We start from the raw sequence: 12,564 nt of genomic DNA, 5'->3' as shown, positions 1-12,564 counted from the left end.
GACACGGCGGCACAGGGTGGGCGCCCACTGACATGGCTGATCTCAGGTGGTGCTGGATACATCGGGGCGCATGCGACGCGGGCCATGGCCGGTGCCGGGGAGCCTGTGGTCAAGCTCGACGACCTCTCGGCCGGGGCGCCACGGGCGACCTGACGGTGAACATCGGCCGCGGTGCACGCGGTTTCGGTACGCGAACTGCTCACGCTCATCGCCGAGGTGACCGGCGACCGGCGGCCCCCGCTCGTCGAGCCACGCCGTCCCGGTGACGCCCCGCGCGCGGGTCGCCTCGGTCGGCCCGGCCGCCCGGGAGCTGGGCCGGACGGCCGGGCGCGGGGTACGCGAGACGGTCGGGCCGGCCTGGGCGGGCCGGCGGCAGCACCGGGGCGCGTGATCTTCCCGATGCTCTGACCTGCGCTTCGTTTACGCAGGTCAGAGCATATGACAACGGTGTTCAGTGCCGCGTTGCCCCATACCCCCCGCCCGTAGTTCACTGTGCTCCTCGACCGCGCACAGAAGGGTGTTCTCCATGAGGGCGGGTCACGATCACGGGCACGCGCACGGCGCACCGACCACCGGTACGGCGGCAGCCGCGTACCGGGCGAGGCTGCGGGTCGCGCTGTCGATCACGCTCACCGTCATGGTGGTCGAGGTCGTGGGCGGAGTCGTCGCGGATTCGCTCGCGCTCATCGCGGACGCGGCGCACATGGCGACCGACGCGCTCGGTCTGGGCATGGCGCTGCTCGCGATCCACTTCGCCAACCGGCCCTACAGCGAGAAGCGCACCTTCGGGTACGCACGCGCCGAGATACTGGCCGCGCTGGCCAACTGTCTGCTGCTGCTCGGCGTCGGCGGCTACGTGCTGTACGAGGCGATCGAGCGCTTCATCGCCCCGGCCGAGACCCGGGGCGGGCTGACCGTCGTGTTCGCCCTGGTCGGTCTGGTCGCGAACATGATCTCGCTCACGCTGTTGATGCGAGGGCAGAAGGAGAGCCTGAACGTGCGGGGCGCGTTCCTGGAAGTGGCCGCGGACGCGCTGGGCTCGCTGGCGGTGCTGATCTCCGCGGTGGTCGTCATGGCCACGGGCTTCCAGGCCGCCGACCCGATCGCCTCGCTCGTCATCGGTCTGATGATCGTCCCGCGGACGGTGAAGCTGCTGCGCGAGACCCTCGACGTCCTTCTGGAGTCGGCCCCCAAGGGCGTCGACATGGCCGAGGTGCGCGCCCACATACTGGCGCTGCCCGGCGTCGAGGACGTCCACGACCTGCACGCCTGGACCATCACCTCCGGGATGCCCGTCCTCTCCGCGCATGTGGTCGTCGGCTCCGGCACCCTGGACGCCATCGGCCACGAGAAGATGCTCCACGAGCTCCAGGGCTGCCTCGGCGACCACTTCGACGTCGAGCACTGCACCTTCCAGCTGGAGCCGAGCGGCCACGCGGAGCACGAGGCGAGGCTGTGTCACTGACCCGGGTGGTACTACCCGGGGATCGCCGGGGAGTCCGGACGCCGGTCCCCCAGAAGACGCAGCCTCTCGTGGGGGGCGGTTCCGCGTCCGTGGCACCGGGCACGATCAGACATCCGGCCGCTGCCGGCGTCCGGCGCACGCGGGGCGCACGGCCTGTCCGGGGGAGTCCGGACGGGACATGCGGATCGTCGCGAAGTGCCGGGAGTGCCGGTTCCGTACGGCAGACTTGAGGCTCGACGAACGAGGCGAAGGATGGGCATGCCGATCACACCTGCCACCGAGATGCACAGTTCACCATGGGGGCACCTCCCCGGCCCTCAAGGCGCTGGGGGAGGCACCACGGAAGCGATCCTGCTGGAACTGGTCGACGAGGACGGCACCACGATCGGCACGGCGGAGAAGCTCGCGGCCCACCAACCCCCGGGACAGTTGCACCGGGCCTTCTCCGTGTTCCTCTTCGACGAGTACGGACGGCTGCTGCTCCAGCAGCGCGCCCTCGGCAAGTACCACTCACCCGGTGTCTGGTCGAACACCTGCTGCGGCCACCCCTATCCGGGCGAGGCGCCCTTCGCGGCGGCCGCGCGGCGGACGTACGAGGAGCTGGGGGTCTCCCCGTCGCTGCTCGCCGAGGCGGGCACGGTCCGCTACAACCACCCGGACCCGGAGTCGGGCCTGGTGGAGCAGGAGTTCAACCATCTCTTCGTCGGGATGGTGCAGTCGGTGCTGCGGCCCGACCCGGAGGAGGTCGGGGCCACGGCGTTCGTGACGCCCGACGAGCTCGCGGAGCGGCACGCCAAGGACACCTTCTCGTCCTGGTTCATGACCGTGCTGGATTCGGCCCGGCCGGCGATCAGAGAGCTGACGGGCCCGTCCGCAGGCTGGTGAGACCGACCGGGGGCCGGTCGAAGGGCAGCGGCAGGGCGGCCCAGATCACCTTGCCGCCGCTCGCGGTGTGCTCCACGTCGCACGCCCCGCCCGCCTCCCTGGTGATCTCGCTCACCAGAAGCAGCCCCCGGCCGCCGGTCCGACCGTGGTCGGCCTCCAGGGCCGTCGGGCGGTAGGGATGGTTGTCCTCCACGGACACCCGCACCCACTCCGCCCCGACGGCGACCTCCACGGCGAGCATGGGTGACAGCAGCGCCGCGTGTTTGACGGCGTTCGTCACCAGCTCGGAGACGATCAGCAGCAGTCCTTGGACCAGCTCGTCCGTGACCGGCACGCACTGCCGGGCGAGCAGGTCCCGCACGGCGCGCCGGGCCTGCGGCACCGACACGTCGACGGCGGGCGCGGTGAACCGCCAGACCCCCTCGTACGGCAGTGGTCCCGGCGCTCCGGGGTCGGGAGGTGCCGCCCCGTCGCCCGCAGGGCGTGGGCCCGGCCCTCGCCCTTGGTTCTCCATCGTCCGGTCGCCACCCTCGCGCTCGATTGTCACCACACGTCGAGTGTTGGTAACGGACCGCTGCGACCCCTAGGACTGAACAGAAGTCAGCGCGTATCGACGGCTTATGACCGCGAATGCCGGGACCAGTCGACCGCGCGATCAGCCCCGCCCCTGTCGTGCCGATTTCGGAACTATTCGGGTTGTACGGGTTTGGTGGGGGACTCGCCCGGTTCGTTCCCGGTGGCGCTCCGGGCCTCGTCGGCGGCCAGCCGGTCCGAGACCATGCCGACGATGCGCCGCCCGCCGAAGCCGGTGGCGATCAGGCCGAGTCCGTCGAAGAGCAGGGCGAGCGCGAAGAAGGTCCCGATGACGTATCTGCTGCTCGGCCACGACGCCAGTACCAGGATGCCGAGGAGCAGGCCGAAGGCGCCCTGGAGCAGCGTCCAGCCGAACTGGGGGCCGCGCACCACGAGGCTGCCGACCAGCCGGAACACGCCGCCGGTCAGGAACAGCAGGGCCGCGAACATGGTCAGCGCCTCGGCCGCCGCCTCCGGCCTGCGGAGGATGACCGCACCGGCGGCGATGTTCAGGGCGGCGACCACGACGCCCAGCCAGAAGAAGTTGGTGCCGCGCGCCTGCACCGCGTGCAGCAGGCCGACGGCGCCGCCGATCAGCAGCAGCCAGCCGAACAGGAGCATCGAGGTCAGCGTGGCGACCCCGGTGTAGACCAGCCCGACGAGCCCTGCGACCACGAGGATCACCCCGAGCGCGGCGAGCCAGCCGAAGCCGCGGCTGAGCTGGGCGGTCTGGTCCTTGCGTCGGGCCATGCGGGGCCTCCTCGGGTTCCGGCCCCCTTCTTGATCGTACGGTCGTGGGGTGCGGCTAGCATCCGGCGTATGGAGCCGCAGTTGCCGCACCGCGTCGCCGACGGGGTCGCCACCGTCCTCATCGATTACCCGGCCAAGCGCAATGCCATGACCGCCGGGATGTGGCGGGCGCTGCCGCCGCTGCTCGACGCGCTCGCCGCCGACCCCGCCGTACGGGCGCTCGTGCTCACCGGGCAGGGCGAGACCTTCTGCGCGGGGGCCGACATCTCGGCGCTGCGCGGGTCGCCGGAGGAGGCACAGGGGCTGGCGGTGCTCGCCGAGGAGGCGCTCGCGGCCTTTCCGAAGCCGACGCTCGCCGCGATCCGCGGGTACTGCGTGGGCGGCGGGTCGCAGCTGGCGGCGGCCTGTGATCTGCGGTTCGCTCAGGAGGGGGCGTTGTTCGGGGTGACACCGGCGAAGCTGGGGATCGTCTATCCGGCGTCCTCCACGCGGCGGCTGGCGGCGCTGGTGGGGCCCGCGACCGCCAAGTACCTGCTGTTCTCGGGCGAGTTGATCGGCACCGAACGGGCGCTGCGCACAGGGCTGGTGGACGAGGTCCTCCGTCCGGGTGAACTCGACAAGCGGGTCGGGGAGTTCACACGGGTGCTGGTCTCGCGCTCACAGCTGACGCAGGCGGCGGCCAAGGAGTTCGCGAACGGCCGGACGGACCGGGACGCCTACTGGGCGGAGCAGGCGCGCGGCAGCGGCGACACCGCCGAGGGCGTCGCCGCGTTCCTGGAGCGCCGGCAGCCGAGGTTCACATGGACCGTGTGAGGTCTCCCGGCTGCATCAGCCACATCAATCACATCAGCCGCATCAGCTACATCAGGGCGAAGCGGCTGTTCGTGCGGAACTCCTCCACGAGGTGCGCGGGCGCCTTCTGAGGGGAACCCGCGTCGTACGGCGGCTGGGGATCGTACTCCGTCATCAGCTGTACGGCCTGGGCGTGTTCGTCGCCCGCGATCCGGCCGACCAGCGTCAGGCCCATGTCGATGCCGGAGGAGACGCCGGCCGCGGTGACGTACTTGCCGTCGATCACCACACGCTCCCCCGTCGGTTCGGCGCCGTACTGCCGGAGGAAGTCGAGGGCCAGCCAGTGGGAGGTGGCGCGGCGGCCCTCCAGGAGCCCCGCACCGGCGAGCAGCAGGGAGCCGGTGCACACGGAGGTCGTCCAGGTGGTCGCCCGGTCGGCGGCGCGCAGCCAGCCGAGGAGGGTCTCGTTCTCCATCTGCGCGAATTGGCCCGGACCGCCGGGGACGACCACGATGTCGGGGCCCGGCACCTCGGACAGCGTCTTGTCGGCGGTGAGCGCGAGGGCTCCGGTGTCGCTGCGGACAGGGCCGGTCTCCTCGGCGACGAAGACGGTCTCCGCGTCCGGGAGGCGGCCGAGGGTCTCGTACGGGCCGACGGCGTCGAGGGCGGTGAAGCGGTCGAAGAGGACGATGGCGATCTGCATCGGCTTCCTTTCGGTCGGTTCGGTCGGTGCGGCCGGTTCGGGTGGTTCAGCCGGTTCAGCCGGTTCAGCCGGTTCAGCCGGTTCAGCCGGTTCAGCCGGTTCAGCCGGTTCAGCCGGTTCGGGTGGCTCAGTCGGCGTGGAGGGGGCGGAAGCGGCGCCGGTACTCCGCCGGGGCCGCCCCGAGGGCCTTCACGAAGGCGCGGCGCATCGCCTCCTGGGTGCCGTAGCCGCAGGCCCGCGAGATCTGCTCGATGCCGTCGGAGGTGTCCTCCAGGAGGCGGCGGGCGTGTTCGAGGCGGACGCGGTCGACATAGCGGCCCGGGGTCATGCCCGTCTCGGTCTGGAAGGCGCGGGCGAAGTGGCGGGGCGAGAGGCGGGCGCGGGCGGCGAGGGAATCGACGCTCAGGTCGTCGCCGGGGTGCTCGGTGATCCACTGCTGGACCTCGCGGAGCGGTTCCCGCCGGGCTGTCTGTGCGGCGAGCTGGGCACTGAACTGGGCCTGGTTTCCCGGGCGCCGGAGGAACACGACCAGGTGGCGGGCGATCGAGAGCGCGATCTCCCGGCCGAGGTCCTCCTCGACCAGCGCGAGGGCGAGGTCGATGCCCGCGGTGACGCCCGCCGAGGTGGCGATGTGTCCGTCACGGACGTAGATGGGCTCCGGGTCGACCTCGACGGCCGGGTGGTCGCGGCCGAGTTTGTGGCAGTACGCCCAGTGGGTCGTCACGCGGCGGCCGTCCAGGAGGCCGGCCTCGGCGAGCAGGACGGCGCCGGTGCACACCGAGACCAGGCGCTCCGCGCGCGGGCCGTGCTCGCGCAGCCAGGCGACGACGTCCGGGGCGGGGCTCCGGGTGCCCTGGCCGCCCGGGACGAGCAGGGTGTGCGGGGCGGGGGCGTCGGTCAGGGCGTGGTCCGGGACGAGGGTGAGGCCGCTGGAGGTGCGCGCGGGGGCGCCGTCCGGGGAGGCCGTACGGATGCGGTACGTCCCCGGGGCGTGCAGTTCGGCGCCGTTGAAGACCTCCACCGGGCCCGAGACGTCGAGGCTCTGCACGCCGTCGAAGAGGACGACCAGGACGGTTCGCATGCCTTCGATTCTTGACGGGGCATGGGATGGCCGCAATGACGAGGAACCCACCTTTTCTGCCATGCCGCGGGCTCGGGGAAGTGTGTGCCCGTTCCCTGTCCCCCTGTGCCGTGCCCCTGCCGGTTCCTTGTGGGGTCCGCCACTTCCCGGCATACCAAGCAGTCGGTAACCTGCCCGCCATGACCACTCCTCTGCCCGAGCGCGCCGCCCGGCGCTGCCACAACGCCCTCAACCCGCTCCACTCGACGCACTACTTCTCGCCGGACCTGGGGCGGGAGATGGCCGCCATGGGCGTCGAGGACCGCGACGCGGCCTATCTCGCGGTGCGGGCCGCGGCGATGGGGCCGGTGGGCGCGGGCACGGTGACGGCGACGTTCTACAACTTCCGGCACGACCTGGTGGCGCGGCACGTGCCCGCCGTGTGGCAGACCGCGTCACCAAAGGTCGTACTGGCCGCACGCGCGCGTGCCGTCGACGCCACCCTGCGGCGGTTGCTCGGCGCGGAGCTGATCGCCTCCAAAGAGGTGGCCGAGGCGGCGGAGCTCGCGCTGCGCGCGACCGAGGCGTGCGTCAGGACCGCGCGCCCCCTGTACGCGGCGCACGCCGACTTGCCGGTACCCGACGAGCCCCACCTCGCGCTGTGGCACGCGGCCACCCTGCTGCGTGAGCACCGCGGCGACGGTCACCTCGCGGTGCTGCTCCACGCCGAACTCGACCCGGTGGAAGCCCTGGTGAGCCACACCGCCACCGGGAAGGGCATGGCCCCGAAGTGGGTGCTCGCCACACGCGGCTGGACCCGCGACGACTGGGCCGCGGCGGCCGACCGGCTCCGGGAGCGCGGACTCCTCGACGCCGAGGGCGAGTTGACCGAGGCGGGCATTACCCTCCGCCAAGACATCGAGTCCGAGACGGACCGCCTCGACCGGGCCCCCTACGAGCACCTGGGCGCGGCCGGCGTGGAACGGCTCACAGAACTGGCATCGACCCTGCGCAAGACCGCGATCGCGGCGGGCGCCTTCCCCGACGCGATGATCGGCAAGGGGTGAGGCGGTGGGGGTGCGCGGGCTGCCTCGCGGGCGGTCTCGGGGTTCGACGGACCGGGCGGTGCCTGGGAGTTGGACGGCCGCCGCCCGTGCGAGGGTTTCCAGCGGGCCACATCCCGACTGAGGTGGCAGCGCGCGGGGTCGGCGATCCGGTCGGCCCTGAGCGACGGTGATCGGCGGGTCCGGGTCGCGGCCGCCCGCGACGAGCCCGAAGGCCTGCCGACGGCATCGGCCGGACCCGGAGCGCGATTCCCCGCCGAAGAGTCGTGGCTTTCCGCCGCTCCCACGAGGGCTTGAACTCGACGGTCCCCGCACAGCGGGGCAGGCCCGGCGATGCACCGCACCCGGCAGACGACGAGCGACGCCGAGGCCGGACGGCGAGGCAAGACGCCAGGGCCGGACGGCGGACGGCGTCGAAGGGCCCGGCGGCTCGCAGGCGGGCGCACCGCGTGCCGCCGCCGAGGCCAGGACGTCCGGTCGGGGCCGGAGTCGCGTAGTCGGGGGTCGGGGCTGCCCCGGGCATGATCGACGCCATGCGCGGTACCCGTACCTGGCTCAGTCTCCCCGGCCGGGAAAGGAAAGGGGAAGCGCGTGTTCCGTGCAATCGCAGACGTGTTGCGGCAGGTCGGCGGGGCGGTCGCCACCGTCGTGACGTTGCCGTTCCGGGCGCTGGCCCGGCTGTTCGGCGGTGCCTCGGCGTCCACGCGGCGCACCGGGCGGCGTACCGGACGAGCCCATCGGGCCTGACCGCAGCCAGCCGAAGGAGAGCCGGACGTCACCGTGCGTCCGGCTCCCCTCGCGTCGGCGCGCCTCGGCCCTTTCTTCGGGCTCCGGGGCCGCCCTGATCCCCCGTTGTCGGCGCCACCTGCCACAATTGCCGCGCAACCTCAGTGGAGAAGGCGGTACGGGATCGTGACGACACCCCTCGTAGGGTCCATCGAAGGCAGGATCGCCGAGGAGCTCGGCGTACGGGAGCGGCAGGTGAAGGCCGCGGTGGAGCTGCTCGACGGCGGTTCGACCGTGCCCTTCATCGCCCGCTACCGCAAGGAAGCGACCGAGATGCTCGACGACGCGCAGCTGCGCACGATCGAGGAGCGGCTGCGTTATCTGCGGGAGCTGGAGGAGCGGCGGGCCGCGATTCTGGAGTCGGTGCGGGAGCAGGGCAAGCTGACGCCCGAGGTCGAGGCGCAGATCCGCGGTGCCGAGACCAAGGCGCGCCTGGAGGACATCTACCTGCCGTTCAAGCCGAAGCGGCGGACCAAGGCGCAGATCGCCCGCGAGGCCGGTCTGGAGCCCCTCGCCGAGGGGCTGCTCGGCGACGCGGGCGTCGAACCGCTCGCCGCCGCGGCGGCCTTCGTCGACGCCGACAAGGGCGTCCCCGATCCGCAGGCCGCGCTGGACGGCGCCCGCGCGATCCTCACCGAGCGGTTCTCGGAGGACGCCGACCTGATCGGCGAGCTGCGCGAGCGCATGTGGGTGCGCGGGCGGCTGGCCGCCAAGGTGCGGGAGGGCAAGGAGGAGGCGGGCGCCAAGTTCGCCGACTACTTCGACTTCGCCGAGCCCTTCACCGAGCTGCCCTCGCACCGGATCCTCGCCATGCTGCGCGGCGAGAAGGAGGATGTCCTCGACCTCGTCCTGGAGCCGGAGGAGCCGACGGACGGGCCGTCGTCGTACGAGGGGATCGTCGCCCATCGCTTCGGGATCGCCGACCGCGGCCGGCCCGCCGACAAGTGGCTGACGGACACCGTCCGTTGGGCCTGGCGCACCCGCCTCCTCGTGCACCTCGGGATCGACCTGCGACTGCGGCTGCGTACGGCCGCCGAGGACGAGGCGGTCAACGTCTTCGCGGCGAACCTGCGGGACCTGCTGCTCGCCGCCCCGGCGGGCACCCGCGCGACGCTCGGCCTGGACCCCGGTTTCCGTACGGGCGTGAAGGTGGCCGTGGTGGACGCGACGGGCAAGGTCGTGGCCACCGACGTGATCTATCCGCACGTCCCGGCCAACAAGTGGGACGAGGCCATCGCCAAGCTGGCGCGGCTGGCCAAGGAGCACGCGGTCGAGCTGATCGCGATCGGCAACGGCACGGCGTCCCGCGAGACGGACAAGCTCGCCGGTGAGCTGATCACCAAGCATCCGGAGCTGAAGCTCACCAAGGTGATGGTGTCCGAGGCCGGCGCGTCCGTGTACTCGGCGTCGGCCTTCGCCTCGCAGGAGCTGCCGGACATGGACGTGTCGCTGCGCGGTGCCGTGTCGATCGCGCGCCGCCTCCAGGACCCGCTGGCCGAGCTGGTGAAGATCGACCCGAAGTCGATCGGTGTGGGGCAGTACCAGCACGACCTGTCCGAGGTGAAGCTGTCGAGGTCGCTGGACGCGGTGGTCGAGGACTGTGTGAACGGCGTGGGCGTGGACGCGAACACCGCCTCCGCGCCCCTGCTCGCCCGCGTCTCCGGCATCTCCTCCGGACTCGCCGAGAACATCGTGGCCCACCGCGACTCCAACGGGCCGTTCAAGTCCCGCTCGGAGCTGAAGGGCGTGGCGCGGCTCGGGCCGAAGGCGTACGAGCAGTGCGCGGGCTTCCTGCGGATCCGGGGCGGTGACGACCCGCTGGACTCGTCGAGCGTGCACCCGGAGGCGTACCCGGTCGTGCGCCGCATGGTGAAGACCTCCGGCCAGGAGGTCGCCTCCCTCATCGGCAACACGTCGGTGCTGCGGTCGCTCAGGCCGAACGACTTCGTGGACGAGACCTTCGGTCTGCCGACCGTGACCGACATCCTCAGGGAGCTGGAGAAGCCCGGGCGCGACCCGAGGCCCGCCTTCAAGACGGCCACCTTCAAGGAGGGTGTCGAGAAGATCTCCGACCTGTCCTCGGGGATGATCCTGGAGGGTGTCGTGACGAACGTCGCCGCGTTCGGCGCCTTTGTCGACGTCGGCGTCCACCAGGACGGGCTCGTCCATGTCTCCGCGATGTCCAAGAACTTCGTCAAGGACCCGCGGGACGTGGTGAAGCCGGGCGACATCGTCAAGGTGAAGGTCCTGGACGTCGACATTCCGCGCAAGCGGATCTCTCTGACGCTGCGGCTGGACGACGAGGCCGCGCCTCAAGGGGCGTCTTCCGACAGTTCCGGTGGGCGATCTGGTGGTTCCGGTGGGCGACAACAGCAGCGTGGTGGGCGTGCGCCTCAGCCGCGCCAGCAGGGTCGCCAGGGTGGTGGCGGTGCCCAGGGCCGCCAGGGCGGCGGCTCGCGCCAGGCTCCGCCGCCGGCCAACAGCGCGATGGCGGATGCGTTGCGGCGGGCCGGGTTGGTCGACCCCAAGCGGCGGTGAGCCTCGGCGTCGGTGCCGGGGCCCTGGCAACAGGGCACCCGGTGCCGGGGCCGACCTCGGGCTCGGGCCGCTCACCGGCGCCTGCTCAGCAGGTCGGGCGAAGGCCGCTGCGGTTCGGCAGCGCCCTGAAGGGGCGCGGGGCGGCGTCACCATGCGGCTCCGCCGCGATGGGGTCCCCCCGGGTTCGAGCGAAGCCGAGAACTTGGGGGAGCGACCAGCCACGATGGCGCCGCAGACGATCGACGGCACATCGCGCCCCCGCGGCGGAGCCGCATATCGACACAGCCGACGGAGCGCTCAGCGTTCCGTCACCTTGCCCGCCGCCGCCTCGAACCTCCTGGTCACCCGTACCGCGTCCAGCATCCGGCGGTCGTGCGTGACGAGCAGCAGCGTGCCCTCGTAGGCGTCCAGGGCCGATTCCAGTTGCTCGATGGCGGGCAGGTCGAGGTGGTTCGTCGGCTCGTCGAGGACCAGGAGGTTGACGCCTCTGCCCTGGAGCAGGGCCAGGGCGGCCCGGGTCCGTTCGCCCGGGGACAGGGTTGCCGCCGGGCGCAGAACCTGGTCGGACTTGAGGCCGAATTTGGCCAGCAGCGTGCGGACCTCCGCCGGCTCCGTGTCCGGGACCGCCGCGCGGAACGCGTCCAGCAGTGCCTCGGAGCCGTGGAAGAGCTTGCGGGCCTGGTCGACCTCGCCGACGAGGACGCCGGAGCCGAGGGCCGCGTGGCCGGAGTCCAGCGGCACCCGGCCGAGCAGAGCGCCCAGGAGCGTCGACTTGCCCGCGCCGTTCGCGCCGGTGACGGCGACCCGGTCGGCCCAGTCGATCTGCAACGACACGGGGCCGAACAGGAAGTCCCCGCGCCGTACCTCCGCGTCCCTCAGCGTGGCGACGACGGCGCCGGACCTCGGAGCGGACGCGATCTCCATCCGCAGTTCCCACTCCTTGCGCGGCTCCTCGACGACGTCGAGACGCTCGATCATGCGCTGGGTCTGCCGGGCCTTCGCGGCCTGCTTCTCGCTGGCCTCGCTGCGGAACTTGCGGCCGATCTTGTCGTTGTCGTTGCCCGCCTTGCGCCGCGCGTTCTTGACGCCCTTGTCCATCCAGGCGCGCTGTGTCTGGGCCCGGTCCTGGAGGGCGGCCTTCTTGTCGGAGTACTCGTCGTAGTCCTCGCGTGCGTGCCGCCGCTGAACAGCGCGCTCCTCCAGGTAGGCCTCGTATCCGCCGCCGTAGAGGTTGATCCGCTGTTGCGCGAGGTCGAGTTCGAGGACCTTGGTGACCGTGCGGGTGAGGAACTCGCGGTCGTGGCTGACGACGACCGTGCCCGCGCGCAGGCCGCTCACAAAGCGTTCGAGCCGTTCCAGGCCGTCGAGGTCCAGGTCGTTGGTGGGCTCGTCGAGGAGGAAGACGTCGTAGCGGGAGAGGAGGAGGGAGGCGAGTCCGGCCCGGGCCGCCTGGCCGCCGGAGAGGCCCGTCATCGGCCGGTCCAGTCCGACGCCGAGCCCGAGCGAGTCGGCGACCTCCTCGGCCCGCTCGTCCAGATCGGCGCCGCCCAGGGCGAGCCAGCGCTCCAGGCTCGTGGCGTACGCGTCGTCCGCGCCCGGCGCCCCGTCGACGAGGGCCTGGGTGGCCTCGTCCATGGCGCGCTGGGCCTCGGCGACGCCCGTGCGGCGCGCCAGGAACTCCCGTACCGTCTCGCCCTCCCGCCGCTCCGGCTCCTGGGGCAGGTGGCCGACGCTCGCCGTGGGCGGGGAGAGGCGGAGCTCCCCCTGTTCCGGGGTGAGGAGGCCGGCGAGGAGGCGCAGCAGCGTGGACTTGCCCGCGCCGTTGGCGCCGACCAGCCCGATCACATCGCCGGGCGCGACGACGAGGTCGAGGCCGGAGAAGAGCGAGCGGTCGCCGTGGCCGGCGGCGAGGTTCTTGACGACGAGGGTGGCGGTCACAGGGGGCGAT

At 72.2% G+C, this 12,564-nt stretch carries 11 protein-coding genes and 1 pseudogene; 7 read left to right on the top strand and 5 right to left on the bottom strand.

Translation table 11 applies throughout. From position 1 onward, the window contains the following. Positions 1-113: 113 nt before the first annotated feature. The 3 genes and pseudogenes from ACWD3C_RS19900 to idi form a co-directional block, all read left to right on the top strand. A pseudogene (locus ACWD3C_RS19900) lies at positions 114-391 on the top strand (UDP-glucose 4-epimerase GalE); the annotation flags it as partial. Between the two features lie 135 nt (positions 392-526). Continuing rightward, a complete protein-coding gene (locus tag ACWD3C_RS19895) occupies positions 527-1,465 on the top strand; it encodes a cation diffusion facilitator family transporter (protein ID WP_451145581.1) in 939 nt (312 codons plus the stop codon). A gap of 258 nt (positions 1,466-1,723) precedes the next feature. Next, positions 1,724-2,350 (top strand): isopentenyl-diphosphate Delta-isomerase, encoded by a 627-nt coding sequence (gene idi, locus ACWD3C_RS19890; RefSeq protein WP_451145579.1) that lies wholly within the window; start codon positions 1,724-1,726, stop codon positions 2,348-2,350. On the opposite strand, the gene ACWD3C_RS19885 is transcribed toward idi, so the two are convergent. Both ACWD3C_RS19885 and ACWD3C_RS19880 read right to left on the bottom strand, forming a co-directional pair. Next, a complete protein-coding gene (locus tag ACWD3C_RS19885) occupies positions 2,316-2,864 on the bottom strand; it encodes an ATP-binding protein (RefSeq protein WP_451145684.1) in 549 nt (182 codons plus the stop codon). The genes idi and ACWD3C_RS19885 overlap by 35 nt on opposite strands. A gap of 173 nt (positions 2,865-3,037) precedes the next feature. Next, on the bottom strand, positions 3,038-3,673 hold the full coding sequence (locus ACWD3C_RS19880) for an HdeD family acid-resistance protein (protein ID WP_451145577.1): 636 nt from the start codon (positions 3,671-3,673) through the stop codon (positions 3,038-3,040). A gap of 69 nt (positions 3,674-3,742) precedes the next feature. On the opposite strand from ACWD3C_RS19880, the gene ACWD3C_RS19875 reads away from it, so the two are divergent. Next, positions 3,743-4,486 (top strand): enoyl-CoA hydratase/isomerase family protein, encoded by a 744-nt coding sequence (locus ACWD3C_RS19875; RefSeq protein ID WP_451145575.1) that lies wholly within the window; start codon positions 3,743-3,745, stop codon positions 4,484-4,486. A gap of 46 nt (positions 4,487-4,532) precedes the next feature. On the opposite strand, the gene ACWD3C_RS19870 is transcribed toward ACWD3C_RS19875, so the two are convergent. Both ACWD3C_RS19870 and ACWD3C_RS19865 read right to left on the bottom strand, forming a co-directional pair. After that, positions 4,533-5,168 carry a DJ-1/PfpI family protein gene (locus tag ACWD3C_RS19870; RefSeq protein ID WP_451145573.1) on the bottom strand — a complete coding sequence of 212 codons (636 nt, stop codon included), beginning with the start codon at positions 5,166-5,168 and terminating at the stop codon, positions 4,533-4,535. A gap of 127 nt (positions 5,169-5,295) precedes the next feature. Beyond that, positions 5,296-6,249: a GlxA family transcriptional regulator gene (locus tag ACWD3C_RS19865; RefSeq protein ID WP_451145571.1), complete on the bottom strand. Its 954-nt coding sequence runs from the start codon at positions 6,247-6,249 to the stop codon at positions 5,296-5,298. Between the two features lie 179 nt (positions 6,250-6,428). Here ACWD3C_RS19865 and ACWD3C_RS19860 point away from each other — a divergent pair, with 179 nt between their 5' ends. The 3 genes from ACWD3C_RS19860 to ACWD3C_RS19850 all read left to right on the top strand — a co-directional run bounded on the left by ACWD3C_RS19860 (position 6,429) and on the right by ACWD3C_RS19850 (position 10,616). Further along, positions 6,429-7,295 (top strand): SCO6745 family protein, encoded by an 867-nt coding sequence (locus tag ACWD3C_RS19860; RefSeq protein ID WP_451145569.1) that lies wholly within the window; start codon positions 6,429-6,431, stop codon positions 7,293-7,295. 588 nt (positions 7,296-7,883) lie between these two features. Continuing rightward, positions 7,884-8,039, top strand: a complete 156-nt coding sequence (locus tag ACWD3C_RS19855; RefSeq protein ID WP_451145567.1) for an LPFR motif small protein — start codon at positions 7,884-7,886, stop codon at positions 8,037-8,039. A gap of 165 nt (positions 8,040-8,204) precedes the next feature. Then, positions 8,205-10,616, top strand: coding sequence for a Tex family protein (locus ACWD3C_RS19850; RefSeq protein ID WP_451145565.1), 2,412 nt, complete (start codon positions 8,205-8,207; stop codon positions 10,614-10,616). A gap of 297 nt (positions 10,617-10,913) precedes the next feature. Here the strand turns inward: ACWD3C_RS19850 and abc-f are convergent, their stop codons facing one another. Beyond that, positions 10,914-12,554 (bottom strand): ribosomal protection-like ABC-F family protein, encoded by a 1,641-nt coding sequence (gene abc-f / locus ACWD3C_RS19845; protein ID WP_451145563.1) that lies wholly within the window; start codon positions 12,552-12,554, stop codon positions 10,914-10,916. Positions 12,555-12,564: the final 10 nt, after the last annotated feature.

It is taken from the genome of Streptomyces sp. NPDC002845 (genome assembly GCF_053591955.1).
Note: the sequence above shows the minus strand (reverse complement) of the source record. Positions and strands in the feature narration are given on the sequence as shown.

Coding starts and splice junctions, on each gene's coding strand:
- ACWD3C_RS19895 (WP_451145581.1), top strand. CDS start 527: ATGAGGGCGGGTCACGATCACGGGCACGCGCACGGCGCACCGACCACC.
- idi (WP_451145579.1), top strand. CDS start 1,724: ATGCCGATCACACCTGCCACCGAGATGCACAGTTCACCATGGGGGCAC.
- ACWD3C_RS19885 (WP_451145684.1), bottom strand. CDS start 2,864: ATGGAGAACCAAGGGCGAGGGCCGGGCCCACGCCCTGCGGGCGACGGG.
- ACWD3C_RS19880 (WP_451145577.1), bottom strand. CDS start 3,673: ATGGCCCGACGCAAGGACCAGACCGCCCAGCTCAGCCGCGGCTTCGGC.
- ACWD3C_RS19875 (WP_451145575.1), top strand. CDS start 3,743: ATGGAGCCGCAGTTGCCGCACCGCGTCGCCGACGGGGTCGCCACCGTC.
- ACWD3C_RS19870 (WP_451145573.1), bottom strand. CDS start 5,168: ATGCAGATCGCCATCGTCCTCTTCGACCGCTTCACCGCCCTCGACGCC.
- ACWD3C_RS19865 (WP_451145571.1), bottom strand. CDS start 6,249: ATGCGAACCGTCCTGGTCGTCCTCTTCGACGGCGTGCAGAGCCTCGAC.
- ACWD3C_RS19860 (WP_451145569.1), top strand. CDS start 6,429: ATGACCACTCCTCTGCCCGAGCGCGCCGCCCGGCGCTGCCACAACGCC.